Origin of the sequence: Halomonas sp. HK25, assembly GCF_047795635.1 — a bacterium.
In the GTDB taxonomy this organism is placed as follows: Bacteria; Pseudomonadota; Gammaproteobacteria; order Pseudomonadales; family Halomonadaceae; genus Halomonas.
Genome location: NZ_CP181044.1, coordinates 3,005,851 through 3,030,834 on the forward strand (window position 1 = coordinate 3,005,851; position 24,984 = coordinate 3,030,834).

General features: G+C 58.6%; 22 protein-coding genes. 1 reads left to right on the forward strand and 21 read right to left on the reverse strand.

Features of this window, described 5'->3' with window-relative positions; genetic code table 11:
- Positions 1–139 precede the first annotated feature (139 nt).
- From cysN to ACM26W_RS14230, 4 genes are all read right to left on the reverse strand, one after another.
- Positions 140–2,044 (reverse strand): sulfate adenylyltransferase subunit CysN, encoded by a 1,905-nt coding sequence (cysN, locus tag ACM26W_RS14215; protein WP_416137626.1) that lies wholly within the window; start codon positions 2,042–2,044, stop codon positions 140–142.
- Positions 2,045–2,116: 72 nt separating this feature from the next.
- A complete protein-coding gene (locus tag ACM26W_RS14220) occupies positions 2,117–2,461 on the reverse strand; it encodes a four helix bundle protein (RefSeq protein ID WP_416137627.1) in 345 nt (114 codons plus the stop codon).
- A gap of 182 nt (positions 2,462–2,643) precedes the next feature.
- Positions 2,644–3,546, reverse strand: a complete 903-nt coding sequence (gene cysD / locus ACM26W_RS14225) for a sulfate adenylyltransferase subunit CysD (protein ID WP_416137628.1) — start codon at positions 3,544–3,546, stop codon at positions 2,644–2,646.
- On the reverse strand, positions 3,546–4,358 hold the full coding sequence (locus ACM26W_RS14230; RefSeq protein WP_416137629.1) for a helix-turn-helix domain-containing protein: 813 nt from the start codon (positions 4,356–4,358) through the stop codon (positions 3,546–3,548). Before ACM26W_RS14230 ends, cysD begins: the two co-directional genes overlap by 1 nt.
- Before the next feature lie 146 nt (positions 4,359–4,504).
- Here ACM26W_RS14230 and ACM26W_RS14235 point away from each other — a divergent pair, with 146 nt between their 5' ends.
- On the forward strand, positions 4,505–6,229 hold the full coding sequence (locus ACM26W_RS14235; RefSeq protein WP_416137630.1) for an SLC13 family permease: 1,725 nt from the start codon (positions 4,505–4,507) through the stop codon (positions 6,227–6,229).
- 157 nt (positions 6,230–6,386) lie between these two features.
- On the opposite strand, the gene ACM26W_RS14240 is transcribed toward ACM26W_RS14235, so the two are convergent.
- From ACM26W_RS14240 to rfbB, 17 genes are all read right to left on the reverse strand, one after another.
- Positions 6,387–7,094 carry a phosphoadenylyl-sulfate reductase gene (locus ACM26W_RS14240; RefSeq protein ID WP_416137631.1) on the reverse strand — a complete coding sequence of 236 codons (708 nt, stop codon included), beginning with the start codon at positions 7,092–7,094 and terminating at the stop codon, positions 6,387–6,389.
- Between the two features lie 122 nt (positions 7,095–7,216).
- Positions 7,217–8,224 (reverse strand): glycosyltransferase family protein, encoded by a 1,008-nt coding sequence (locus ACM26W_RS14245; protein ID WP_416137632.1) that lies wholly within the window; start codon positions 8,222–8,224, stop codon positions 7,217–7,219.
- Positions 8,221–8,508: a type II toxin-antitoxin system RelE family toxin gene (locus ACM26W_RS14250; protein ID WP_416137633.1), complete on the reverse strand. Its 288-nt coding sequence runs from the start codon at positions 8,506–8,508 to the stop codon at positions 8,221–8,223. The genes ACM26W_RS14245 and ACM26W_RS14250 overlap by 4 nt, the downstream gene beginning before the upstream one ends.
- 3 nt (positions 8,509–8,511) lie before the next feature.
- Positions 8,512–8,814 carry a hypothetical protein gene (locus tag ACM26W_RS14255; protein WP_416137634.1) on the reverse strand — a complete coding sequence of 101 codons (303 nt, stop codon included), beginning with the start codon at positions 8,812–8,814 and terminating at the stop codon, positions 8,512–8,514.
- 137 nt (positions 8,815–8,951) lie between these two features.
- Positions 8,952–11,261, reverse strand: coding sequence for a glycosyltransferase family 2 protein (locus ACM26W_RS14260; protein ID WP_416137635.1), 2,310 nt, complete (start codon positions 11,259–11,261; stop codon positions 8,952–8,954).
- On the reverse strand, positions 11,261–12,220 hold the full coding sequence (locus ACM26W_RS14265; RefSeq protein WP_416137636.1) for a hypothetical protein: 960 nt from the start codon (positions 12,218–12,220) through the stop codon (positions 11,261–11,263). Before ACM26W_RS14265 ends, ACM26W_RS14260 begins: the two co-directional genes overlap by 1 nt.
- 28 nt (positions 12,221–12,248) lie before the next feature.
- Positions 12,249–12,911 carry an HAD family hydrolase gene (locus ACM26W_RS14270; RefSeq protein WP_416137637.1) on the reverse strand — a complete coding sequence of 221 codons (663 nt, stop codon included), beginning with the start codon at positions 12,909–12,911 and terminating at the stop codon, positions 12,249–12,251.
- Positions 12,908–13,654: a 3-deoxy-manno-octulosonate cytidylyltransferase gene (locus ACM26W_RS14275; protein WP_416137638.1), complete on the reverse strand. Its 747-nt coding sequence runs from the start codon at positions 13,652–13,654 to the stop codon at positions 12,908–12,910. The genes ACM26W_RS14270 and ACM26W_RS14275 overlap by 4 nt, the downstream gene beginning before the upstream one ends.
- A gap of 56 nt (positions 13,655–13,710) precedes the next feature.
- Positions 13,711–15,219 (reverse strand): aldolase catalytic domain-containing protein, encoded by a 1,509-nt coding sequence (locus ACM26W_RS14280; protein WP_416140898.1) that lies wholly within the window; start codon positions 15,217–15,219, stop codon positions 13,711–13,713.
- Positions 15,220–15,295: 76 nt separating this feature from the next.
- Positions 15,296–16,546 carry a hypothetical protein gene (locus ACM26W_RS14285; RefSeq protein WP_416137639.1) on the reverse strand — a complete coding sequence of 417 codons (1,251 nt, stop codon included), beginning with the start codon at positions 16,544–16,546 and terminating at the stop codon, positions 15,296–15,298.
- Between the two features lie 28 nt (positions 16,547–16,574).
- Positions 16,575–17,531, reverse strand: coding sequence for a hypothetical protein (locus tag ACM26W_RS14290; protein WP_416137640.1), 957 nt, complete (start codon positions 17,529–17,531; stop codon positions 16,575–16,577).
- On the reverse strand, positions 17,531–20,425 hold the full coding sequence (locus ACM26W_RS14295; protein ID WP_416137641.1) for a glycosyltransferase: 2,895 nt from the start codon (positions 20,423–20,425) through the stop codon (positions 17,531–17,533). Before ACM26W_RS14295 ends, ACM26W_RS14290 begins: the two co-directional genes overlap by 1 nt.
- A 241-nt stretch (positions 20,426–20,666) precedes the next feature.
- Positions 20,667–21,215, reverse strand: a complete 549-nt coding sequence (gene rfbC, locus ACM26W_RS14300; RefSeq protein WP_416137642.1) for a dTDP-4-dehydrorhamnose 3,5-epimerase — start codon at positions 21,213–21,215, stop codon at positions 20,667–20,669.
- Positions 21,216–21,352: 137 nt separating this feature from the next.
- A complete protein-coding gene (gene rfbA, locus ACM26W_RS14305; protein WP_416140899.1) occupies positions 21,353–22,225 on the reverse strand; it encodes a glucose-1-phosphate thymidylyltransferase RfbA in 873 nt (290 codons plus the stop codon).
- A gap of 144 nt (positions 22,226–22,369) precedes the next feature.
- The gene (gene rfbD / locus ACM26W_RS14310; RefSeq protein ID WP_416137643.1) at positions 22,370–23,272 is read right to left on the reverse strand and encodes a dTDP-4-dehydrorhamnose reductase; all 903 of its coding nucleotides are present in this window, start codon (positions 23,270–23,272) and stop codon (positions 22,370–22,372) included.
- Between the two features lie 106 nt (positions 23,273–23,378).
- Positions 23,379–23,744: a GxxExxY protein gene (locus ACM26W_RS14315; RefSeq protein WP_416137644.1), complete on the reverse strand. Its 366-nt coding sequence runs from the start codon at positions 23,742–23,744 to the stop codon at positions 23,379–23,381.
- Positions 23,745–23,877: 133 nt separating this feature from the next.
- Complete coding sequence (gene rfbB, locus ACM26W_RS14320; protein ID WP_416137645.1) at positions 23,878–24,984, reverse strand: dTDP-glucose 4,6-dehydratase; 1,107 nt, start codon at positions 24,982–24,984, stop codon at positions 23,878–23,880.

Here is a 24,984-nt window from a genome sequence, read left to right on the forward strand (position 1 = left end):
CAAGTGTTAAAGCTGGAAGCCGGAAGCTGGAAGCTGGAAGCTGGAAGCTGGAAGAAAACCCCACAACCCAAGGTTCGGGGGTTATGCCGCGCAGCGGCAATCTTCCAGCTTCCCGGCGCGAAGCGCCGCTCTTCCAGCTTCAAGCTACGATCTGGCGCTCTCTCAGCAACTCGATCACAGCATCCGCAGCATCTTCTTCGCTCAGCCCGGTGGTCTTGAGGCACAGCTCCGGGTTTTCCGGGGCTTCGTAGGCCGAGTCGATGCCGGTGAAGTTCTTCAGTTCGCCGCGGCGAGCCTTCTTGTAGAGCCCCTTGGGGTCGCGCTCTTCGGCGACGTCCAGCGGAGTGTCGACGAAGATCTCGATGAATTCGCCGTCCTCCACCAGGTCCCGAGCCAGTTGACGCTCGCTGCGGAACGGCGAGATGAAGGCAGTCAGCACGATCAGGCCGGCATCGGCCATCAGCTTGGCGACCTCGCCCACGCGGCGGATATTTTCGACGCGGTCGGCGTCGGTGAAGCCCAGGTCGCGATTGAGACCGTGGCGCACGTTGTCGCCATCCAGCAAATAGGTGTGCTGGCCAGCGGCGTGCAGCTTCTTCTCCACCAGGTTGGCGATGGTCGACTTGCCGGCACCGGAAAGGCCGGTGAACCACAGCACCGCCGGCGTCTGCCCCTTGGAGAGCGCACGGGCCTGCTTGTCGATATCCACGTGCTGCATATGGATGTTCTGGCTGCGGCGCAGGGCAAAGTGCAGCATGCCGGCGCCCACGGTGTTGTGGGTCATCCGGTCGATGAGGATGAAGCCGCCGGTATCCTGGCTCTCCTTGTAGGGGTCGAAGGCCACCGCCTTGTTGAGGCTCAGGGTGCAGACGCCGATCCCGTTGAGGTCCAGCTGCTTGGCCGCGGTGTGCTCCAGGGTGTTGACGTTCACCTGGTACTTGATGTCGGTGACCGTGGCCGAGACGTTCTGGGTGCCCAGCTTCATCAGATAGGGGCGGCCCGGCAGCAGCGGCTGGTCGTGCATCCACACCAGGGTGGTCTCGAACTGGTCGGCCGTCTGGGATGGCTGTTCGATGCCGGAGATCACGTCACCGCGGGAGATATCGATCTCGTCCTCGAGAAGCAGGGTGATCGACTGCCCGGCCACCGCCTCGTCCAGGTCCCCGTCATAGGTGTAGATGCGCTTGACGGTGCTGGTCTTGCCGGAAGGCTGCACGCGGATCGCATCGCCGGGCTTTACCCTGCCACTGGCGATCATGCCACTGAAGCCGCGGAAATCCAGGTTGGGGCGGTTGACCCACTGCACCGGCAGGCGGAACGGGTTGCGCTGCAAACGCTCGTCGTCGACCTCCACGGTTTCCAGGTAGGCCATCAGGGTGGGCCCGTGGTACCAGGGCATGTGGTGGCCATGCTCGATGACGTTGTCGCCCTTGAGCGCCGACATCGGGATGAAGGTGATCTCCTCCAGGCCTAGCTGCTTGGCGAACTCCCGGTACTCCTCGACGATCTCCTCGAAGCGCGCCTTGGAGAAGTCCACCAGGTCCATCTTGTTGATGGCGACCACCACGTGGCGCATGCCGATCAGCGACATCAAAAAGCTGTGGCGGCGGGTCTGGGTGAGGATACCGTAGCGGGCATCGACCATCAGGATCGCCGCATCGGCAGTAGACGCACCGGTCACCATGTTGCGGGTGTACTGCTCGTGCCCGGGAGTATCGGCGACGATAAACTTGCGCTTGTCGGTGGAAAAGAAGCGATAGGCCACGTCGATGGTGATGCCCTGTTCGCGCTCGGCGGCCAGGCCATCCACCAGCAGCGCGAAGTCCATCTCGTTGCCCTGGGTGCCATACTTCTTCGAATCGGCTTCGATGGCGGCCAGCTGATCCTCGAACAGTAGCTTGGATTCGAACAGCAGCCGCCCGATCAGGGTGCTCTTGCCGTCGTCGACGCTGCCGCAGGTGATGAAACGCAGCAGTCCCTTGTGCTCGTGAGACTTGAGGTAGCCCTCGATATCGCCGGCGATCATGTCGGAGGAATGTGCCATGCCAAACCCTTTAGCTTGAAGCTGGAAGCTTGAAGCTGGAAGAAACCCCAACCCCATAGCCTCGCAGCCGATTCATTCGTTGGTGAGCTTGCCGATCAGCCCGGAGAGCATGGCGGCAATCTCTCTCGTTTCCTGTATCCATCGGTTACCGCTGGCCTTGTCGATGTAGCCGATATCGATACCGATGTAGATCTGTGTTCTCAGCTCGGCGCACGACCCCTTGGCAATCAGCAGAAAGTGCCGCTTGTCCTTTGGCGTTCCACGGGTCATGCCCTCCGCGATATTGCTGGGCACCGAAAGCCCGGAGCGCGTAATTTGATCCTTGAATCCGAAATCGCGCAGATCCCGCATCGTCTTGTACAGCTCCGCCGAGAGCCTGGCCGACCGGTTCCACACCTGTAGCTTCTCGAAATCCATGCCTTATCCCTTCCCCCTTGACCTATTCTAGAGGCTAGCCCAAGAACAAAAGGTGTTTCTTCTAGCTTCCAGCTTCTAGCTCCCGGCGAAGCAGGGGACTTCCAGCTTCCAGGCGCGAAGCGCCGCTCTTCCAGCTTCCAGCTTTCTAACGCGCCTGAGGCGCCTGAGGCGCCTGAGGCGCGTTAGAAGTACCCTTCCTGCTTTTTCTTTTCCATGGAGGCGGCGCTGTCATGGTCGATCACGCGGCCCTGGCGTTCGGAGGTCTTGGTCAGCAGCATCTCCTGGATGATCGCCGGGAGGGTGTCGGCTTCGGATTCGATGGCGCCGGTGAGCGGGTAGCAGCCCAGCGTGCGGAAGCGCACCTTGCGCATCATCGGCACCTCGCCGGGCTCCAGCGGCATGCGCTCGTCATCGACCATGATCAGCGCACCATCGCGCTCCACGACCGGCCGCTCGGCGGAGTAGTAGAGCGGCACGATGGGAATATTCTGCAGGTAGATGTACTGCCAGATATCCAGCTCGGTCCAGTTGGAGATCGGAAAGACACGGATCGACTCGCCCTTGTGCTTGCGGGTGTTGAACAGCTTCCATAGCTCGGGGCGCTGGTTCTTCGGGTCCCAGCGGTGCTGGGCGGTGCGGAACGAGAAGATACGCTCCTTGGCGCGGGACTTCTCCTCGTCGCGACGCGCCCCACCGAAGGCGGCATCGAAGCCGTACTTGTCCAATGCCTGCTTGAGGCCCTCGGTCTTCATCACGTCGGTGTGAATCGCCGAACCGTGGGTGAAGGGATTGATGTCCTTCTCCACCCCCTCCGGGTTGATGTGCACCAGCAGGTCCATGCCCACGTCCTGAGCCATCCGGTCGCGAAACTCATACATGGCACGGAACTTCCAGCGGGTGTCCACGTGCAGCAGCGGGAAGGGTGGCGGCGCCGGTGCGAAGGCCTTACGCGCCAGATGTAGCATCACCGCGCTGTCCTTGCCCACCGAGTAGAGCATCACCGGGTTTTCGGTCTCGGCGACCACCTCGCGCATGATCTGGATGCTCTCGGCTTCTAGCCGTTGCAGGTGTGTCAGTGTCGTCATCATCTTTCCTTTTGCTTAGCTTCCGGCGCCGAGCGCAGTCCCGCAGGAACGTTGATCAGATGGAATTCCGTGTGCGTATCAAGCCATTGCCGAATTTGTGAGCACGCCTGGAAGTGCGCCCCATGGAAGACCAGCGCCACCGGAGCGTTGGCCTGGGCGGGCAGCCGTTGGAACAGCGCCAGGTAATCATCGGCGACGGGCGGCGAGGCAAAACAGCGGCTCAGGAGCACACCCCGCTTGCCATGCAGATAGAGCTGGTAGCGGCGCGGTTCGTCGACGACTTGATCACCTGGCCTGGATACACGCACGCCACCTTGCCAGATGTCGCCATGCGCGCGGCGCACTTCCTCCAGCACCGGCTGCACCTGCTGGCGGTACCAGCGACCGGCAGTCGAGCGCCTGCGCTCGAGGCCCTCCAGTACCAACGGTTCCGGCTTGAGGTCACGCGCCTCCAGCCAGTGGTCGACGGCCCGCGGCGATACCGTATAGCCCTCTGCCTTAAGCACCTCGGCCAGGGCCCGGCTGCTCCAGGCGGGCTCGTCACCCGCCGGCTGAGCCGCCAGGCACCTAGCCAACGCCTGCTGGGCTTGTCGGCTCAGTCTCTCTGCCTGGCCGGCCTTGCGCCCACGCACCCTGACCGGCACCGCCTCCCAGCCGCCCTCGAGAAACGCCTTCCAGGCCGCTGATACCGTCGGCGCCGAAAGCCCCGTTCGCCGAGCCGTCTCGGCCACAGTATGGCCGTCCAGGCGCAGCCTGACTGCCTGTAGGCGGCACTCGCTGAGCTCTTGGGGCGACAAATGTTTAGCGCTCACTTCATATCCTAGCGATTGATTTAAATACCTTTTCTATCGAAAGCATAGAATCGAACAAGCTTGCATTCGACTTCATCATAAAAGCCCAAGTAGAATCTCACAAGCTGCGAACCTGAACTTTCCAAAGCCTTCAAGGACGACGCGTGATGACCTGGGCGGTGCTTCTCTCGATTGCCGGACTCCTCGGCCTGCTGATCAGCGGCGCGGTGCGCCCCGCCATCGCCTTCGTGGGCCTGGCGGGGGCTTACCTGGTGTTCGGCCTGGTGGACACCGCCACGCTGCTGGCGCAGTACACCAACCCTGCGCTGGCCACCCTGTTGTTACTACTGCTGGTCTCGCTGGCCCTGGAGCGCACGCCGCTGCTCGACTGGCTCTCCCAGCGCCTGCTGAATGGCCGCGAGGCCACCGCTACCGCACGCCTGATGGGCGCCAGCGCGTTGCTCTCGGCATTCCTCAACAATACCGCTGTGGTGGCCGCCTTTCTCGGGGCCATTTCACGGCAGAAGCGTATCGCTCCCTCGCGGCTGCTGATTCCCCTCTCCTACGCCTCCATCCTCGGCGGTATGACCACCCTGGTGGGCACCTCGACCAATCTGGTCGTCAACTCCTTCGCGCTGGGCACCGGCGGCTTCGAGTTGGGTATGTTCCAGTTCAGCTTGGTGGGCGTGCCAGTGGCGCTGATGACGTTCGGGGTGCTGCTTTGGCGGGCGCGCACACTCCCCGAGCACCAGCCGGAAGACACCGCCGAGAAGCTCTCCTATTTCCTGGCCGCCGACCTGGAGGCCAGCTCGGAGATGGTGGGAAAAAGCATCGAGGAGAACCAGTTGCGCAGCCTGGAGGGGCTCTACCTGCTGGAGATCGAACGCGAGGGGCGACTGATCAGCCCAGTGGCACCGGAGGAATTGCTCCAGGCGGGTGACACCCTGGTGTTCACCGGCGAAGTGGGCAAGGTTCAGGCACTGCAGCGCTTCCCGGGACTGAAGCTTTTCGGCCATCAGGCCGACGACCTGCTGGCGACCAACCTGGTGGAAGTGGTGATTTCACATGAATCGGAGCTGGCCAGCCAGACGCTGCAGGAGGTGGACTTTCGCAGCATGTTCAACGCCGGGGTGGTGGGGATTCGCCGCGGGGGAAGGCGGCTGGAGGGGCAGCTGGGCCAGATTCCCCTACGCGTGGGGGACTGCCTGGTGCTGGCAGTGGGCGGCGACTTCCGCCAGCACCGCAACATCGATCGCAACTTCCATCTGCTCAGCGGAAGCTTCAAGCGCCCTCCGCTCAATCGCCTGGAGAGCTGGCTCACCCTGGGCGGCTTCGCCGCGGTCATCGGCCTGGCTGCGCTGGAGCTACTGCCTCTCTTTCATGGGCTATTGCTGCTCATGGCAGGGCTCCTCGCTGCCCGCATTCTCAGCCCGGCCGAGCTGCGCCGGCGCTTCCCGTTCGAGCTGTGGCTGATCATCGGCTCGGCCCTGGCCATCGCCCAGGGGTTGGAGAGCTCAGGGGCCGCCGCGCTGCTCGCCCAGGGCATGCAGACACTCTTCGCCGGTTACGGGGTGATGGCCGCCTTCGTCGGCTGCTACCTGCTGACGCTGCTACTCACCGAGACGGTGACCAACAATGCCGCCGCCGCCCTAGCCTTCCCGGTGGCCTGGACCACCGCCCAAGCCTTCGGCGCCGACCCCATGCCCTTCATCATGGCCGTGGCCTACGGTGCCAGCGCCTGCTTTTTGATTCCCTACGGCTACCAGACCCACCTGATGGTATTTTCCCCCGGCCGCTACCGCATCAGCGACTTCCTCAAGACCGGCCTGCCGGTGAGCCTGACCTACTCGGCTGGGGTTCTGGTGCTCACGCCGCTGGTGTTTCCGTTTTAGCCCGACTACGCCGGGAGCTTGAAGACCCGGGCTTCCCCCGGAGCTGGAAGCTTGAAGTTGGAAGAAAACCCAACGGCCGCAAGGCTTGGGAGTTATGCCGCCAAGCGGCATTCTTCCAGCTTCCAGGCGCACAGCGCCGCTCTTCCAGCTTCAAGCTTTAAAGGTGTAACCCACACTCCCTTTGCAGGCCGAAGAAGCGTGACTCCTCCTCCTTCATGCCGGGCTGCAGGGGCTGGCTGGTATGCCAGTCGCCGACCGTCATGTAGCCCTTCTCCCACAGCGGGTGATAGGGCAGGTCATGCTCGGTGAGGTAGCGATGCACGTCGCGGCTATGCCAGTCGATCAGCGGGTAGACCTTGTAGCGCCCATCATGGCGCTGCTCCACCACCGGGCGCTGCTCGCGAGAACCGGACTGCTGGCGGCGCAGACCGGCAAACCAGGTGCCTATCTGCCGCTCCTCCAGCGTCCTCTCCATCGGCGCCACCTTCATCAGGTGGTTATAGCGGGTAAGGCCCGCCAGGCCCTGCTCCCAGAGCTTGCCGTGGCGCGCCTCCAGATGGCCAGGACTCAACGCGGGCTTAGCCACCTTGAGGTTGAGATTCAGGCGTTCGGTCAGCGCATCGACGAAACGGTAGGTCTCGGGGAACAGATAGCCGGTATCCACCAGCACCACCGGAAGCTCCGGCTCGATGCGCGTGGCCAGGTGCAGCAGCACGGCCGACTGAATGCCGAAGCTGGAGCTGAGCAGGAAGCTGCCGGGCAGATTCGCCAACGCCCACTCGACCCGCGCCTCGGCCGACTGCGATTCCAACAGCGCGCTGGCCTGCGCGGTGTCGATCTCATGCTGATATGCCGGTAACGCCATCTGTAGTCCTCCCGGATCCTGGAGCAATGGCCCCTAGAGTAGCGCCCATCACAAATATCCAGAAGGAATCAATGTTAATCTTTTTATTCCATAAAGAGATATGAGGCAAATCATTCCCGGGCTCACAGCTCCCGGCATCGCTGGGCATCCGTCGCCTTTGCCGCGGCCTGCGCCATGGCCCGCGCCTCGGCGGGGTGCTCCAACAGCCACTCCAGCCAGCGCTGCCACTCGGCGGGGTCATCGCCGACCAGCAGGCCGTTCACACCATGCTCGACGATCTCGGTGTAGGGAGCACGATTCGAATAGATCCCCACCCCACCCATGGCGGTGATGTCCAGGAACTTGATGAACGACTTGCCGCGGTTGAACGGCGTATCGAGCAGCGGTGCCAGGCCGATATGGATCCGGTGCTGTGCCTGGTAGCGGCGGAACCTGGGCCACGACAGCGGTGCCGGGCACAGCGTGCGCGGCAACTCGTCCAACGCTTCGGGCACATGCCCGCCCAGCATCACCTCCAGTTCGGTGTCCCCTCGGTCGCGCTGTAGCACCTGCAGCGCCGGAGCGATATGCGCCAGATCCGCCAGGTGCGCCCGGGTGCCGTGAAAGCCGATCCGCCAGGGCTGCTCCCGGGAAGGGGCGAGCCCGAAGTGTGCGAGTTCGGGAAGTGAAGCGATCAGTGGCGGCGTCATCACCCTCACCTGGCCATGCCGCTCGCGCAGCCGCTCGGCCAGCGCCTCGCTGCACGCCACCACCTCATCGGCCAGCGCCAGCAGCCGAGGCTGCTGCGCCGCTGCTTTGGCCATGCGCTGCCGGTACACCCCAGGCAGGGTTGCATCCTCCGCCGCCGCGTCCAGATCATCATCGATCAGATAGCGGATACGCCCAAAGGCCCCACGTTCCCGCTCCAGCCAGCGCAGCACCGGCTCCGGCAGCGTACGACACAGCACCAGGTGTGCCCCCGGCTGCCGAGCCAACACCCAGCGTGCCAGCCGCCAGCGCCAGCCGCGCACCTCCAGCCGGCCTGCATCATGGCCCTCGGAACGCAGAAGGGGCGCGACCGACTCGAGGAAATAGATATCCTCGGTCGGCCGCGCCCCGTCGCTCAACAGCAGCCAGCGTTCACGGTTCATAACCGCCGATCAGCCAGCTTATAGACCTCTTCGTCACGCCGTGCCCCCACGGCCACGATCAGCACCTGGATGGCCTCCCCATCCACACGATAGACGATTCGTGTATTGCCGGTGCGGATGCGTCGGCAGCCTGACAAGACGCCCCTCAGCGGCTTGCCCAGCTTATCGGGCTCACCGTCACGGATACGAGTTTCGATCACGTCGAGTATGCGCTTGGCTGCGGCCGAGCCCAGGCGCAGCAGATCCTTCTGAACCTCAGGGTGGTAGATAACCTGCCACGCCATGGCTCACTCATCCTGACCTTGTGGAGATTCGAACAGGGCACGCATCTCCTCATGGGACATGGCCTGATCCGGCTGATAGCTGGCCAGCCGATCACGCGCGATGGCCTCGATGCGAAGATCCTCGAGCTCATCGACAAGATCTTGATACGCCTGCACATTCATCATGACGGCGACGGGCTGGTTGTCCTTGAAGATCACCAGCCTATCGGTATCCCGGGAGGAGATTTCCTTCAGCCGAGCACTGAAGCCACGCGCCATCGCCGTAGCAGAAACGGCATCCTCGGGACGTTCCAGCAAGGTGGCCATAGCCCCCTCCACAAAAACAGCAATATGATACACACAATTATACTAACTATAACGCACAGCACCAGCTTGGCGCGCGTTTTCTAACGACTCACCAGCCCGCAGGGCGCTCACACCTCACAAGCGAAGCGCTCACCGCGTCAGCGCAACGAAAAATCCTCATGCACCAGCGTCAGGTTGGGGTTATAGGCCGGGTCGTTGTCCAGCTTCTCACCCCAGGTACGACGCATGTACTCAACCTCACCGGCGGCGCGCGCCCGCTTCCTGGCGTTGTCGTCGGCCCCACGGGACACCGACTCATGGTGGTAGAGCTCGGCATAGGGGGTCCACAGGTTGCGATAACCCGCCTCGCACACCTTCAGGCACAGGTCCACATCGTTGAAGGCCACCGCCAGGTGCTCCTCGTTGAGCCCGCCCACTTCCTCGAAGACCGCCTTGCGTACCAACAGGCAGGCGGCCGTGACTGCCGAGAGGTTGTGCGCCAGGTGCAGTCGGGTGAAGTAGCCCGGAGAATTGCGGCTGAAGTACTTGTGGGCATGGCCCGCGACCCCGCCGATACCGAGGATCACCCCGCCGTGTTGAATCGTATCGTTGGGGTAATACAGCTTGGCCCCCACGCAGCCGATCTCGGGTCGGCACACCTGGCTGACCATCTCGCACAACCAGTCACCATGGATCGGCTCGATATCGTTGTTGACCAGGCCCAGGATGCTGCCCTTGGCGTACAGGGCGCCGAAGTTATTGATCGCCGAGTAGTTGAACGGCTCATTCCAGCGCAGGATGCGCACCCGCTCATCGCGCTCGCTCACCGCCTGCATGTAGGCCAGGGTCTCGGTGCAGGTGCTCTGGTTGTCCAGGATCAGGACCTCGAGACTAGGGTAGTCGGTTCGCTCGAGGATGGCGTCCACGCAGGGCTTGAGGATCTCGACGCGATCGCGCGTGGGAATCAGCAGGCTGACCAGCGGCGTCGGTTCGGGCAGCGGCCAACGCACTCGGTAGGTGTTGGGGAAGTGGCCCGCCTCCACCCTGGCGTCCGGCACCCGCTGAGCCAGATGATCGCTCACGGCCTTGATCCCCGCCTCGCTGGTGTAGTCCTTCTCGCCGCTCCGCAGGGCGGTTGACCCCTCCCCGGCCCGCCAGTGGTAGAGCACCTGGGGAATATGCACGATCTGTTCCGGTGCCAGGCGTGACGTCACACGAAGCGCCAGGTCGTGATCCTGACTACCCTCGAAGCCCTCGCGGAAGCCACCCACCTCGCGCACCAGGTCGGTGCGGTACACGCCGAGGTGAGAGATATAGTTCTGGGTCAGCAGCAGGTCGGGGTTCCACTCGGGCTTGAAGTGCGGGTCGAAGCGCTCGCCGGCCTCGTTGAGCTTGTCCTCGTCGCTGTAGAGCAAGCCAGCATCAGGCTGGCGATGCAGCGCCTCGGCGACATGGGTCAGCGCATGGGGCGCCAGACAGTCGTCGTGATCCAGCAGAGCCACGAACTCGCCCTCGGCCGATTCGAGTGCGCTATTGCTGGCGGCACAGATATGGCCATTCACGGGGCGGTGCACCACCTTCACCCGAGCATCCTGCTCGGCGTAGGACGACAGCACCTGCTGAACCTCTGGGTCGCTAGAGGCGTCATCGGCGATGGAGAGCTGCCAGTGTGGATAGTGCTGGGCCATCACCGAATCGAGGCACTCGCGTAACCACTCGATGCGCGGGTTATAGACCGGCACCAATACCGAGATGAGCGGCTTGCGTGGAAGCTTCTCGATCACCCCTTGCGCATGAGTGGCCGTCAGTTGGTGGCGACTTTCGAGCCAGCGGGAGTAGCTCTTGCGGGCGGTCAAGCGCTCGAAGGTGGCCTCATACTTTTCGAGCGCAAGATCTCGCCAGTGCCTTCCATGCTCCTTGGCCTGGTGCTTGAGGGTGCTGATCACCTCGCGCTTGTTCACGCCTCGCCACTGATGGTGCATATTGGCCAGGCGCTGGGCCAGGCGATCATGGGCGAACCAGGGGGTCAGCCAGGCAATCTGCAATTGCTGGATGGTAAAGCACCCCTCGCTTTCCATGGGGTCGAAGCGCAGCGCCTTGAGCCGCCTGGGCACGTAGAACAGCCGCTTGGTTACCCGGCCACTCTTCAACGGCAGGTAGATGCTCTGGGCCTCGCTGAAGCCCAGCCCGGTATCCAGGTAGAGCTTCACCGCCACGCTGGGCTGGTCGTGCTGCATGGCCACTTCCAGCATCTGCCACCCCGGCAACGGCAGGCCGCGAGTCAACAGGAACTTGGGTTCCTCCCCGATGGCCTGCCACTCATAGCCGGTGCCTTGGGCATCCACCCGTAGCAGCTGGTGATGAGGCTGCAACCGTGCCAGCGGTAGGCGCGCCAGCGGCGTATCGTTCAGCCAGCCGGTCAGCCAGCGTGAGCCCTTGTCGATGCGTTCGCGATTCCGTGCGTTCATTAAGCTTCCGGTTTGGGGACCCGGCGTGGCTTCAACGGAAACCACTGTCCGGTACTTGCAACGCGGCATTGTACCCGATCTCCGGGGGAGAGTTTTACCGGCAGATGAAACCCCACATAGCCACCGCGCGGCGGCAGTAGGCGACACAGCCCCGGGCGCAGTTCCACGGCAGTGACCGTATCGGCCAGTACACCGTTGACCCACACCTCCACGGCAACCGGCTCATCGCCCTCCCCGGCCCACCAGGCCCAGCCGGTGATACGCTGGGGCTGCACCTCCACCAGCCGCGCATGGGCCCAGGGCTTGCCTGCCTGGAATAGCCGGTAGCGCTTATCGAACAGCTCGGCGACCTGATCGAAGAGCCGGATATCACGCTTGTTGAGCCGATGGAACTCAGCCTCATCCTCGGCGGTTATCTGATGCTGCGCCTCCAGGCGCTTCCTGCCGCGATTATCCTCGCGCTGGGGGATCTCGATAGCGTAGCGGGCATTGAGTACTTCCAGGCTCTCTGCGTAGCGCTCGGTCAGCCCCACGAATCCGATCGCCTCCACATCCACGCCATGCAGAATCTTACTCTGGCGATTATGCATGATCGGCCGAGAATAGAAACCGTGAAAGCTGCCCTTGTACTCATAGTGGCGGATGAAGTGGGCGTACTCCGATGCCATGCGCTGCAGGGGATCGCGCAGGAAGGTCAGCGACTGGCCAGCACCGAAGAGCGAAATGAACCGATTGGCGTTGACATGGCCACCGACCATGGCAGCGTCATTCTGCTCACAGCGCTTCTTGAACTGCCAGAAATCCTTGGGCTCTTGATAAAGAGGCTCGATAGCGAATGGCGTAGTCGCCGATGAGTCCTTGCCGTAGTCATAGACGATGCTTTCACGGCCAAAATAGCGTTCAGCGCCGAGGCGAAAGCTGGTGCCGGCGGTTTTGGGGATATGAACAAATGATAACAAGGAGCGCTACTCTACCTGGATTGAAACATTACACAAATTCACGGATGTTCTCTGCAGTGGCAATCCCTAACCCGGCAACCCATTCTTGCCAACCCGCCACCTCACTCCAGTGGCTCAAGAACACGAAATCCAGCCCAGCCGCGCTGGCTGCTTGATAATCGTATTTGCTGTCACCAAGAAACAGGGCCGGCTGCTGGATGTTCTCGGAAGCCAGCTCACGGGCCAGGATCTCGTCCTTGGTATCGGGGCTGCCGAAGATGCCGCCATCGAACCACTCGGCGATGCCGCGGCTTGCAAACATGTCGCGCAGCTCGGCCTGGTCGCCACCGGAGACGATCAGCCAACGCGCATCTGGGGTTTGCTGGCGCAGCGCTTCCAGGCCGGGGGCCATGTCACAACTCAGCAGCCCTTCGCGCACATGGCCGGCATAGGCCTGCAGCAACGCCTCCAGGTCGAGGCCCTGCTGCAGGTCAGCATGTGCTGGAGAAATCTGCTCCAGGAAGTAGGCGAACTTTTTATAGCGCGACACCCCGCCGTTGGCGACGTGGTACTCCACCATCGCCTGTGCCGCGGCCACGCCGTAGGGCAGGGTGGCTTGATAAAAAGCCTCGGTCTTGACCTTGTTGGAGTCGAGCACCACGCCGTCGCAGTCGAAGACCAGGGTGATGTAATCAGAAATCGGCCGCATCATGCTGGCGCTCGCCCCGCCTGTTCCAAGGCGGCCTCGACCTTGGCGAGATCTTCGGGCACATCCACCGCCAGGCTACCCGGGTGAGTTTCCACCATGCGGATGGTCTTGCCCAGCTCCAGGAAGCGCAGGATCTCGATGTCCTCTGAATGCTCCAGCTCGCTCTTGCGGCCAAAACAGCGGAAGGCGGCTAGCTCCTCGCGGGTGAAGGCGTAGATGCAGACCTGCTTCTTGTAGCGCTGAGGCGCGCACTTGGCGTCCTTGAAGCCCGGTAGCGCTACCCGTGACATGTAGACCAGCTCGTCACGCTCGTTGGTGATCACCTTGGGGATATTGACGCTGTGCGGGTCTTCGTTCTCCCCCACCCAGCTGACGCCGTTGATGATGGCCTCCATATTGGCCAGCTTGGCGTCGCGTACCTTGAGGATATCCGCCGGATCGACCAGCGGTTCATCGCCCTGGACATTGATATAGATATCCGCCTCGACCTGCTCGGCGGCCTGGGCCAGGCGGTCGGTCCCGGTCAGGGCATCGTCGCTGGTCATCACCGCTTGAAAGCCCGCCGATTCGACGACCTCGGCGATACGCTGATCTTCGGTGGCGACATAGACGTTTTCGGCGCCCACGGCACGGGCCGAGAGCTCGGCGACCCACAGGATCATCGGCTTGCCCAGCAGGGGCACCAGCGGTTTGCCCGGGTAGCGGCTGGAACCATAGCGGGCGGGAATCATGACCACACTGCGCATAGCGGCCTCATGTTGATGTGTGTTGGAACGAGAAGAACCGGGGCAAACCCACGGTCTTAGAGCGCGTAGACCGATTCGCTATGCAGCCCGTAGCGGGTCGGCGTGATGGCGGTCATCGGCAGCGCACCCTCGGCGGCCTGGTACTGCTCCAGCAGCTGGTGCATCTCCTGGCTGCGCGGATCACCGGCGCCGTAGCCGTCAAAACCCGACAGCAAGACGCGCTGCGCTTCGCCGCTGGTCGCCACCGCCAGCGCATAGCCCACCACCAGCGAGGTCGGCAGGGTGCAGTGAGCATCGTCAAAGCTAAAGGTATCCGCCTGCACGTTAAGGCCGAAATCCAGCACCTTCTTCTCCCCCAGCGAGTCGCGCACATCCGCTGGCAGCATGGAGTACGGCGTGATCAGCGGCTGCGGCAGCCGGGTATGGGCATCGCAGTCGGCCAGCAGGCGCACCGGGTGACAGGCCACCCGCAGGTCGATCAGCTCGGCATCGATAGCGCTCTGGGTATTGAGGGCCAGCACCAGCGGCTGGTGGTCGCGGATATAGCGCTCCAGCGCCTCGCGGTGGCGGGCCACGCCGGGACCAGTACCCAGCAGCAGCACGTCACGCCCGGCAAAGCGCTCTTTCGGGGACCACTGGCCGGTGGGCTCACCGCGATAGAAGTGGCGAGCTGCATCCAGGGTGTTGAGGCTGAACTTCTTGCCCCCTTCTACCCGCAGGTGTTCGATCACTGCCAGCACGTCCTCTTCGCTGTAGCGGGAGTCGCTGAGCATCTCCTGGATGTAGGTGGGGTGAATGCCGTACTTGCCGGCCAGGTAGTAGTAGGGGTTGGTGCCCCAGCCGTAGTGGGCCTGCATGGGCTTGAAGTGCTCACGCAGCAGCACCATCAGCGGCACCATATTGGCGGGTTTGCCGCGACGCTCGGCGATCTCGATGGCCAGCTCTTCCGTGCGGGCGTTGCCCGGCCCACGGCCCATGCCGGTCACGGTGGAGTCTACCCAGGTCACGCCCTCGTCAAGCGCCCGCAGGGTATTGGAGAGTGCCAGGCCCAGGTTGTCATGGGTATGGATGCCCATGGCGCCCTTCCACTCGCTGCGGAACCACTGGATGATCTGCGCCGCCTGGTCGGGGCTCATGCTGCCCATGCTGTCAGCGAAGTAGAGCGCATCCATCGGGTAGGCCTTGGCCATACGGGCGAGCGCCTTCACCTCTTCCTCAGAACGATCCGCCACCTGCATCAGGTTGAAGCCGACCTGATAGCCACGCTCCTTCAGCCACGTTACCGCGGGAAGCGCCCGCTCGAACTCGTGCACGTGGCAGGCAATGCGCACCAGATCCACCGGCGAATCCGCCGCCGCATTGGGGAACAGCCGTTCCAGCGCTTCCTGCTGGGGCACCTCCCCCACCAGCTCGTTGCCGTTGACCATCACCCCCACGGTCAAACCTGCCGGAATCGTCAGGCTGCAAATAAAATCATCGGTGGTGAAGGCACAAGGCCCTTGAAAGCCCTGGTTCTTCAAGGTGCGGAAGCCCAGCTCCACCACATCCACCCCGGCGGCCTGCATAGCATCCAAGTATTGGTGAATCAGTTTAGGGGAGAAATCCCAGGCGTTGTAGTAGCCACCGTCGCGGAGAGTGCAATCAAGAATTTTTTTCAATTTTAATAACCTCACACACTAAATCAAAAATATTTTCTTTAAGGATAGAATAGTCTCTAGCATCGGGACGCTTATTTTCACCATGCTCTAATACACATGAATCATCAACATTAATTACTGTAAAATTATACTCATTAGGAAATGTTGAAAGGTCTTTGTTTGAGTGGAGAACTCCAGGAATCCTTGCTAGCCGTAACGGAGCTATACATCCAGACCCTGCATTGGCTACAAACAAATCGCACTTTAATGCAGCAGCGACCTTTTCATGATAACCCATTCCAACAAGACAGGTTAAATCTTTATCACCTAACTCTCTAACAATATCAAAAAAAACATTCTGATCATCAACATTTTTTAGCTTTTCACCTTCTTTCGCAGTTAGACCATCAACAAAAATATTAACTTTTGCAAAAATATTCGATAATTCTTTATGAAGATGGGAACACACTTCAACCTGGTTTATCAGTTTTCTTTTTTGCCCAGTAATGCCAAAGTAAACATTAATCTCTTCTTTTGAAACCCTATTAACGCCCTGGCCACACATGCTACCAATAACGTAACGCCTAAAACTACTTTCGATACCCTGAACAGAAACCAAATATTCTGAATCCGATTTATTAAAACAGCTTGAACCACGCACTAAACAAGGATATATAAAAACTTCACCTTCGATTGACTCATAATCAATTATCTCAACACCACTTATACCCAAAAAACCTGGGGAGATAAAAAGGGGCTGCGCTCTCGCGCAGGTAACTTTACCTAAAGAACGGCTTATCATTACTAAAGATGCCATCTGATCATAAATGTAATGATATGGCCTTGCATGGCCAATCAAAAAACCACCGAAGCGTCCTACTGTATTATTCATGTCTATGGAGAAATCAATACATCCAAGTGCCTTATTAACCGCCCCAGCCCCATCACCATCTATGACGTAAATATCACCATCTATATATACAACATTAATGAATGAGGTAACTTGAACGGCAGCCCACCTATGCCCACCAGCACCATCACAAAAGTAAAGAACATTTGCCAACCCTACAATTTCATTTTTATAACAATAGGTTTCAACGCTTTCACTAACAGGGTGAGGGAGATAAACAGACCTCGCTAAATAAAAATCTGAAAGCAACTTAGAGCCAGCCAAAGGGTCACAATCAACAACAAACCTAATAGCCTCCCTGAAACCAAAAGAAAGTTGATTAAATCTGCTTCTCTTATTTTCCATAAACAAATTCTCACACAAACTCTAGGAATTAAATACTTCCAGCCAACTCACCCAACACCTTCAAAGACTGCAGCAAGTTAACTCTAGGAACTTCTTTTTTTCCATACCCTGATGAAAAGTCACTAAAGAATTGAAAGTTTTTGGCTTTATAGCGACTGGCTATAAATTCATACTCCTCAATATATTCAGATATAATCAAGGTTCTCTGATCGTCATTGAGCAATGCGAACCTCGGATCTGGATCTCGAGTCAGAGTCCAATTCACAAGTTTGGAAAGATCTCTCTGATTGACTCTTCCAACTTTTTTTATCACTTCTACTATAGGGACATACTGTACAGGTATGGACTTATTCACCACCCCCCCAACTCCCTTATCGGAATCTATAATAGGGGCGCCAACAGAAATTGAAAAATCCGACACGATGCTTCCATCAAGAAAACCATCTCTCTCATAAGGCCTTACCAAAATGTTATTTTTACCAAACACGCGATCCCATTTCATAAGTAGCCTTTTGAAAGAAATTTCTTGCTTTTTATTGCTTTTTATGTAATTTATATAAGAATATATACCAACTTCCCACGGTATTCCAGGGGCAGTCTTTACGGCTTGATTATAGAGTGATTCCAACCATAAATCATGCCGCCGAAGGTAAACAATGACCTTTACATCATGACCCGAAAAATATTTTGCTATTTTCCCTGGGTCATTTTCCAAGATGAAGTACTCAGAGCTTATAATTATTTTTTTATCTTTATTTTTTTCGATTTCATCTAATGTTTTTTTTAACTCATCCTGCTCATTAATATCATTAAGCTTAGGACCACAACCTAGCGCATAGCTCAAAGGATAGTGTGCATTATCATAAACATTATCAAGAACATGAAAACCATAACCGTCCAACACGTCACGGTTCGAATTAAGAAATGCTTGGATTGCGCTTGAGCCAGTCTTATTAGCACCAATATGTAAGTATATCGTAGACATTAACTCACCTTAAATGAATAATATTTTTTAAGCCTATCGCTATAGAACCCAGAATCAACATGAGCTATGCATCCACTGTCATCTTTTGTTTGGTTGATTTTGTCGACAATCCTGGGGAGGCCTTCCACTATAAATTGATTGATAACTTGTGCAGTAGACGATAAAGGAATAACAAGATCTTCACTAAGAACTTCTCGGAGTCTTACAGCAGGAGAGCCAAGGTCAAACGAAAAAGGGACGAGGCCATTTCTCAAGCTTTCACTCAACACATAGCCAAATGTCTCCGGACATACACTCATGATGGCCGTAGCATGACAACCACTTTTCTCTATGATGTCTGGCAGTTCTTCCTTTTCGTATTTTCCCAATACGGTCACATTGCTGAACTGGGAAATAGTTTCATCATTTTCTGTATACCCGATGACAGTAAACTGTATAGGAAGTTGAAATTTCTCCGCATGCGCTGCTATATCCACAAGAACATCAAAGCCCTTATGTTTACCAATAGCACCAATGAAGGCCACATTGATATTTTGATCTTTTGGCAGTGGAGATAATTTTATCTTGTAGGGTTCCTCAGGATGCGGGCGAACCTGGATATTCTTAAGACTAACAAATCTACTCAGCCTATCAGATACATCGCTAGTGGGACAGATAACTGCTCTAGCTTGATCAAGCTTTTCGTGGTAAAAACGTCTCCACTCAGCAACATCATGATTAAAACTGCTAATATCCAGCAGTAAACCAAGATGGGTACCGTTATCTTTTATACACTTATTACAGGCCGCTACAGGAGGCTCACCACAATATACACCTGTTTCATCTATCAGATTCGCCCTTGGGCAAATCGTAAAGTAGTCATGAATCGTCACGTCATACTGCACACCCAATGCCTTGGGCAGTTCCCAGATATCTTTCGGGAACTCGATGGTATGGTGATAATGAACGTGCCACACATCCAGCGCCTTGAGGTCCTTGACCAGCTGCTCCTTCTCCCCCGGCCAGGCATAATCGACATGGGCATTGCTGACGTGGCTGGAGAGCTTCCATACACCCTTCTTGGGTGAGGTCAGCATCAACACGCACTGCCCTTCGTCTTTGAGTAGACTAGCCAGATCATCGGTGGCTACTTGAGTGCCGCCGCCGAAGGTAAGCGATACGAAGAGCATCGTCTTTCCCTTGGCCGGTGCTTGCACCTTGGCTGTGGCCACTTCCCGCTTGAGTTGCTCGAGGGCGACGGCATTGCGGTAGGGCCGCACGGGATCCTGCTTGACAAAGGCGGCTACGTTTTCTGCATAGTCAGGATAGAGGCCATTCAACACTTCGAGGTTGTTGGCAATGAACTGGTCAGCATTTTCGGCAAAGGAAACTGAACCCAGGTGTTGAACAAAGGTATCGAGCGCCATCACGTTGCGCCAACCATGCTGCTCGACGCGCAATGAGAAATCGTTTTCCTCACCGTAGCCCTTACCCCACTTCTCATCATCAAAGACTCCCACCTCTTGCAAGGCGGCTCGCTTGATGAACATGCAGAAGCCATGGGCCGTAGGCAGGTCGATAGTTTTGCCGGCGTTGACCTTGCCGAACACCCGGTTCATGTCGTTGGCGGTGGCACCGTCAGGAAGTTGGTTGTCCTGGCAGAAGTTAGGATAACTGCAGATGGTGGCATTATTGGAGAATGGCGTAACAGTCGCGATCAGCGGGTCGGAGTATGCCGCCGCTACTATCGTGTCCAACCAGCTGTCTGGCACCAGTGTATCGGAGTTCAGGAGTACGACGTCGGCGTTGTTATGTAACCGCATACCGCGGTTCACGGTACCGACAAAGCCAAGGTTGTGTTCATTCTCGAGCAGCGTATAGCCGTGCTGGCCAGCGTGGGTGCGTAGCGCCTTGGTCAACTTCTCATTGGGTGACTTGTCATTGATAACGACAAGTCGGTGCTCGGTCTTGACCTTGGCCTTCAGCGCACTGTCGATACAAGCCAGTGTTTCCTCGTAACCCCCGTACACGGGGATCACGACATCGACCATACCGGTTGGCTGTTTATCACCCAGTCGAATGTGTCTTCCCGTATAGCCGTTGGGGAGTGAAGTGCCTCGAGTTCTACGGGCATCTTCGATCATCTTTGGCAGAAGGTCGCGAAGGAGCCATTCATGCCGGCGATCCGGTGTCTGGCCGGCGAGTTCTCGAATCGCCTTGGCCAAGTCCGTCAATGCCGATATCTTTGCACCTAGCGGTTCGACAATCAGCGGCTTGGAAAATACCGGGATGTCCGTACCGGCGATGGTGGCCGTGATGAAACCAAACTGGGCAGGGTCCAGGTAGTCGGTATGGGGAAAGTAGAAACCACAGCGAGGTTTTGGATGACCGGCGGCTACCATGTCGTGACGCTCTTGGTCGATCTCGATACGTGCGACCTGCTTGCCATCGATATGCATATCCAGTGCAAGGTCCAGCTCCAGATAGTTGGCATCATACATCCACCCTTGAATGCCAGCTGGATCTACTCTATCGATATGGTAACGGATGTCCGGCTTGGGGAGTTCCAGTGGTGACTTGGAGAGCTCTGCCCCCGTTTCCTCGAAGCGAACCCTGAGCTTGCTTGCCTTGTCGGCCTTGGCATTCAGGTAAGGATAAACGTCGATCTTCTTGGTGAAACCACAGTTGTTTCGCTCTGGAAAGCCTTCCGCTGCGAGATCCTTGCGCGCTCCACTGGTGTTTATCGTGGTTATCACTTTCCCGTCGATCAATACCTCAAGTTTGGTGCTGCTGGAGCGTGATGGCTTACCGGCCCAGCCACCTACGATGCCTTGTTCGAAATAGTCCAGATGCCCTCGAAGGCGTTCGGGATCCTGCTTCCCCAGTTTCATCCTTGAAAATAACGACTTGATCATAGTTCTCACAACATGGTTACCGTGATGGATAAAGCGTTGACATCGATCGCGTATTGACAATGCCTAGGCTTTGCCGGGCGCAGCACCACACGCTTGTTGCGCAGCACCTGGCCATCTATCTCGTGATCGACCTGGCGAATATTGATTACTCCCAGTCCGCCACGCGCAGGCGCCCCTCTTCGCGCTCATTTACCTCGGTGACCAGTGCTTGCACCACGCTGAGTACGATGCCTGCGGCCCGCTAAGTGAACGTCGCTGCATCCACGAAGGATTCGCCCTGTCCGTCCTTCTCGGATACGCGAGGCGGCTTGGCGCCCACCAGCGGCCACTCGATGGCGAGCGTCGGGTCGTCCCAGCGGATGCAGTACTCGTCGCCGGGGTTGTAGTAATCGGTGCACTTGTACTGAAACTCTGCTTCTACACTTGTCACATAGAAGGCATGGGCGAATCCCGGCGGCACCCACAGCAGCTGCTTGTTCTCTTCACTGAGCGTCACGCCTACCCGCTGGCCGAAGGTGGGGCTGCTCTGGCGCATATCCACCGCCACATCGAATACTTCGCCGCGGGTCACCCGCACCAGCTTGCCCTGGGGCTTCTCCAGCTGATAGTGCAGCCCGCGGAGGATGCCGTGAGCGGAGAGGCTGTGGTTGTCCTGCACGAATTGGTAGTTCCCACAGTGCTGCTCGAATTCGGACTGGCGGAAGGTTTCCATGAAGAAGCCGCGTTCGTCGCCGAACACCTTGGGCGTGAGCAGGACGACGTCGGGGATGGCGAGGGTTTCATATTGCATGAGTTGACCGTGAGGGGTGATCGCGCTTCGCGCTTGTGAAGAGTGAGGAGTACATCGCCCGATAAATCGGGTTCCTTCGAGATGCTGTTGACGGCTGTCGCTTTCGCCCGATAAATCGGGCTTCTACAAGTGCAGCGTCAGCTTTTCGCAATGCGCAGCAGGTACTGGCCGTAGCCGGTCTTCTTAAGGGCATTGCCGCAGGCGGTGAGGTGTTCGGTGCTGATCCAGCCATTGTGCCAAGCGATCTCTTCCAGGCAGGCCACCTTGAGCCCCTGGCGGTGCTCGATGGTCTGCACGTACTGGGCGGCCTCCAGCAGGCTGTCGTGGGTGCCGGTATCCAACCAGGCGAAGCCGCGCCCCAGGCGCTCCACGCGCAGGTCGCCTCGCTGCAGGTAGGCGTTGTTGACGCTGGTAATCTCCAGTTCGCCACGCTCGCTGGGCTTCACCTGCTTGGCGATTTCGACCACGTCGTTGTCGTAGAAGTAGAGGCCAGTGACCGCATAGGGTGATTTCGGGTGGGTTGGCTTCTCCTCGATGGAGATGGCCTTGCCCTGCTCGTTAAACTCCACCACGCCAAAGCGCTCGGGGTCCTTCACCAGGTAGCCGAACACCGTGGCGCCGCCCTCCTGGGCCGCCGCCCGCTTGAGCTGCTCGCTGAAGTGCTGGCCGTGAAAGATGTTATCGCCCAGTACCAGGCACACCGGGTCATCGCCGATGAACTCTTCGCCGATGATAAAGGCCTGGGCCAGGCCGTCGGGACTCGGCTGCACTGCGTACTCGAAGCGCAGGCCAAAATCTTCCCCACTGCCCAGCAGGTTCTCGTACTGGGGCAGGTCTTCGGGGGTGGAGATAACCAGGATCTCGCGGATACCCGCCAGCATCAGCACCGAGATGGGGTAGTAGATCATCGGCTTGTCATAGACCGGCAGCAGTTGCTTGGAGACGCCGCGGGTGATGGGGTGAAGCCGCGTGCCCGAACCGCCTGCGAGGATAATGCCTTTGCGTTGCATCATAGAACTCCTGAGTTGATTAGGGCGATTAGCCACGGACGCTCACGGAAAACACGGACAAGGGAAAAAACCAAAATGTAGTGTTTAAAATCTTGTCCATGGTAGTCCGTTTTTCCGTGTTTTCCGTGTTTTCCGTGGCAATGATTAGCTGTAGTTGAGGTGTTCTTCCAGCGTCAGCGCTAGCTGTTCCTGCCAGCTGGGGAGGGTGATGCCGAGCGCCCTTTCGAGCTCCTGGCAGCATAACCGAGAATTGAGTGGCCGTTGTGCCGGGGTGGGATATTCCGTGGTAGGGATAGACGCGACGTTATCTGGCGTGATCGCCAAGTCCTTCCCCCGCTCGGCGGCCTGGCGAAAGATCTCGCAGGCGAAGCCGTACCAGCTGGTCTCGCCGCCGGGGGCAAGGTGGTAGATCCCGCTGGAGAGCGTCTTGGATGGGGCAAGCGCCAGGGCGGTGACCTGGGCGATCAGCCGTGCCGGGGTGGGGGCGCCGACCTGGTCGCTGACCACCTTCAGAGCGTCACGTTCCCGACCCAGTCGCAGCATGGTCTTCATGAAGTTATTACCACGGGCACTGTAGACCCAGCTGGTGCGAAAGATCAGGTGCTGGCAGCCACTCTGCTGAACCGCCTGGTCGCCCTCCAGCTTGGTCTGGCCGTAGACGCTGAGCGGCCCGGTGGCGTCCTGCTCCTGCCAGGGGTTTTCGTCCTCCTGCCAGGGGGCTGTGCCGCTGCCGGGGTAGACGTAATCGCTGGAGTAGTGCACCAGCCACTGGCCCCGGGCGGCGCTGTACTCGGCCAGCTGGGCCGGGAGCTCGGCGTTGAGGCGCCGCGCCAGCGCGGGCTCTTCCTCGGCCCTGTCCACCGCGGTATAGGCCGCGGCGTTGACGATCAGATCGGGTTGGTGCTGCTCAAGCCAGTGGGCCACGGCCTTCTCGTTGGCGAGGTCAAGCTCCTGTCGTGTGGGGGCCAGCACCGTGCCCAGCAGGCAGAGCTGGCGCTGCAACTCGAAGCCCACCTGGCCGTTGCTGCCCGTAATCAAAATTTTCATAGAAATCCTTGGTTGCCACGGACACTCACGGAAATCACGGACAAAACCCAAAAATATTAATTCTTAAACACCCGTTCCGTGAAAGCCCTTGTCGTCCGTGTAGAATTCATAAAACGATTCGTTTGATGGTGGCCTTTGGGTAGGTAAAGTTAATCAGCAGGCCAACCTCGAATCCGGTCGCGCGAAGATAATTGATGAGTTGAGGTTCGGCAGAAGGAGGTAACTGGTTTTGAGCTTTTAGTTCTATAATCACACTATTCTCTACCAGAAGGTCCACCCTGTAATCTCCTACAAGCCGACGCTTGTAATAGACATTGACAGGTTTTTCTTCTTCAACGTGAAGACCTCTATCCTGCAACTCAACAGCCAGCGCTTTTTGATAAACCTTTTCAAGAAACCCGGGGCCGAGCTGCTTGCTGACTTCAAATACGGCACCTCGAATGGCATAGGTTAGCCCTTCCAGTTTGAGCATACCCTCCCTCTCCATTGGAAATAGCCACGGACACACATGAAAATCACAGACAAAACCAAAAAAAGATTTTATATATATTTGGTTTTTAAAGGGTGTTGTCTGTGGTAGTCCGTGTCGTCCGTGGCCAATCGCCTCACACCACTCCCAGCCGCTCGCCCTGGTAGCTGCCATCCAGCACCCGCTGCCACCACTCGCGGTTGGCCAGGTACCATTCCACCGTCTTGCGCAGGCCCGTCTCGAAGGTCTCCTGCGGCACCCAGCCGAGCTCTCGTTCGATCTTGCCAGCGTCGATGGCGTAGCGCAGGTCGTGGCCGGGGCGGTCGGCGACGAAGATTATCAAGCTGGAAGCTGGAAGCTGGAAGCTGGAAGTTTTGGGCCTCAGTTCGTCCACCAACGCACAGATTGCTTGAACGACTTCCAGGTTGGTCTTCTCGTTGTGGCCGCCGATGTTGTAGGTCTCCCCTACCTGGCCATCGGTGGCGACCTTGATCAGCGCACGGGCGTGGTCTTCCACAAAGAGCCAGTCGCGGATCTGCTGACCATCGCCGTAGACCGGCAGCGGCTTGCCGGCCAGGGCGTTGAGGATCATCAGCGGGATCAGCTTCTCGGGGAAGTGATAGGGCCCATAATTGTTGGAGCAGTTGGTCACCAGGGTGGGCAGGCCGAAGGTGCGCTGCCAGGCGCGCACCAGGTGATCGGAGCCCGCCTTGCTGGCGGAGTAAGGCGAGCTGGGGGCGTAGGGGGTCTCCTCTGTAAACAGAGAGCTGGAAGCTGGAAGCTGGAAGCTGGAAGAAGGCCCTTCCGCCAAGTCGCCATAGACTTCATCCGTGCTGATGTGATGGAAACGGAAAGCTTCGGCCTTCTGAGGGTCGCTTGCCTGCAGCGCTTTCCAGTAGCCACGGGCGGCCTCCAGCAGCACCGCGGTGCCCACCACGTTGGTCTGGATGAACTCGGCCGGGCCATCGATGGAGCGGTCCACGTGGCTCTCCGCGGCCAGGTGCATCACCACATCGGGCTGATGGTCGGCGAAGGCGCGCTGCATGGCCGGCGCATCGCAGATATCCGCCTGGATAAAGGCGTAGCGCGGGCAGTCGGCGATGCTCGCCAGCGACTCCAGGTTGCCGGCGTAGGTGAGCTTGTCGACGTTAACCACGCGATGGTCGCTGTTCTCGATGAGCTCGCGCACCACGGCGGAGCCGATGAAGCCGGCGCCGCCGGTGATCAGGAAGGTCTTGGGCAT

What these genes read in the sequence shown, in the direction of transcription:
- cysN (WP_416137626.1), bottom strand. Translation starts at nt 2,044, where the DNA reads ATGGCACATTCCTCCGACATGATCGCCGGCGATATCGAGGGCTACCTC.
- ACM26W_RS14220 (WP_416137627.1), bottom strand. Translation starts at nt 2,461, where the DNA reads ATGGATTTCGAGAAGCTACAGGTGTGGAACCGGTCGGCCAGGCTCTCG.
- cysD (WP_416137628.1), bottom strand. Translation starts at nt 3,546, where the DNA reads ATGACGACACTGACACACCTGCAACGGCTAGAAGCCGAGAGCATCCAG.
- ACM26W_RS14235 (WP_416137630.1), top strand. Translation starts at nt 4,505, where the DNA reads ATGACCTGGGCGGTGCTTCTCTCGATTGCCGGACTCCTCGGCCTGCTG.
- ACM26W_RS14240 (WP_416137631.1), bottom strand. Translation starts at nt 7,094, where the DNA reads ATGGCGTTACCGGCATATCAGCATGAGATCGACACCGCGCAGGCCAGC.
- ACM26W_RS14245 (WP_416137632.1), bottom strand. Translation starts at nt 8,224, where the DNA reads ATGAACCGTGAACGCTGGCTGCTGTTGAGCGACGGGGCGCGGCCGACC.
- ACM26W_RS14250 (WP_416137633.1), bottom strand. Translation starts at nt 8,508, where the DNA reads ATGGCGTGGCAGGTTATCTACCACCCTGAGGTTCAGAAGGATCTGCTG.
- ACM26W_RS14255 (WP_416137634.1), bottom strand. Translation starts at nt 8,814, where the DNA reads ATGGCCACCTTGCTGGAACGTCCCGAGGATGCCGTTTCTGCTACGGCG.
- ACM26W_RS14260 (WP_416137635.1), bottom strand. Translation starts at nt 11,261, where the DNA reads ATGAACGCACGGAATCGCGAACGCATCGACAAGGGCTCACGCTGGCTG.
- ACM26W_RS14270 (WP_416137637.1), bottom strand. Translation starts at nt 12,911, where the DNA reads ATGATGCGGCCGATTTCTGATTACATCACCCTGGTCTTCGACTGCGAC.
- ACM26W_RS14275 (WP_416137638.1), bottom strand. Translation starts at nt 13,654, where the DNA reads ATGCGCAGTGTGGTCATGATTCCCGCCCGCTATGGTTCCAGCCGCTAC.
- ACM26W_RS14280 (WP_416140898.1), bottom strand. Translation starts at nt 15,219, where the DNA reads ATGCAGGCCGCCGGGGTGGATGTGGTGGAGCTGGGCTTCCGCACCTTG.
- ACM26W_RS14285 (WP_416137639.1), bottom strand. Translation starts at nt 16,546, where the DNA reads ATGGAAAATAAGAGAAGCAGATTTAATCAACTTTCTTTTGGTTTCAGG.
- ACM26W_RS14290 (WP_416137640.1), bottom strand. Translation starts at nt 17,531, where the DNA reads ATGTCTACGATATACTTACATATTGGTGCTAATAAGACTGGCTCAAGC.
- ACM26W_RS14295 (WP_416137641.1), bottom strand. Translation starts at nt 20,425, where the DNA reads ATGATCAAGTCGTTATTTTCAAGGATGAAACTGGGGAAGCAGGATCCC.
- rfbC (WP_416137642.1), bottom strand. Translation starts at nt 21,215, where the DNA reads ATGCAATATGAAACCCTCGCCATCCCCGACGTCGTCCTGCTCACGCCC.
- rfbA (WP_416140899.1), bottom strand. Translation starts at nt 22,225, where the DNA reads ATGCAACGCAAAGGCATTATCCTCGCAGGCGGTTCGGGCACGCGGCTT.
- rfbD (WP_416137643.1), bottom strand. Translation starts at nt 23,272, where the DNA reads ATGAAAATTTTGATTACGGGCAGCAACGGCCAGGTGGGCTTCGAGTTG.
- ACM26W_RS14315 (WP_416137644.1), bottom strand. Translation starts at nt 23,744, where the DNA reads ATGCTCAAACTGGAAGGGCTAACCTATGCCATTCGAGGTGCCGTATTT.
- rfbB (WP_416137645.1), bottom strand. Translation starts at nt 24,984, where the DNA reads ATGCCCAAGACCTTCCTGATCACCGGCGGCGCCGGCTTCATCGGCTCC.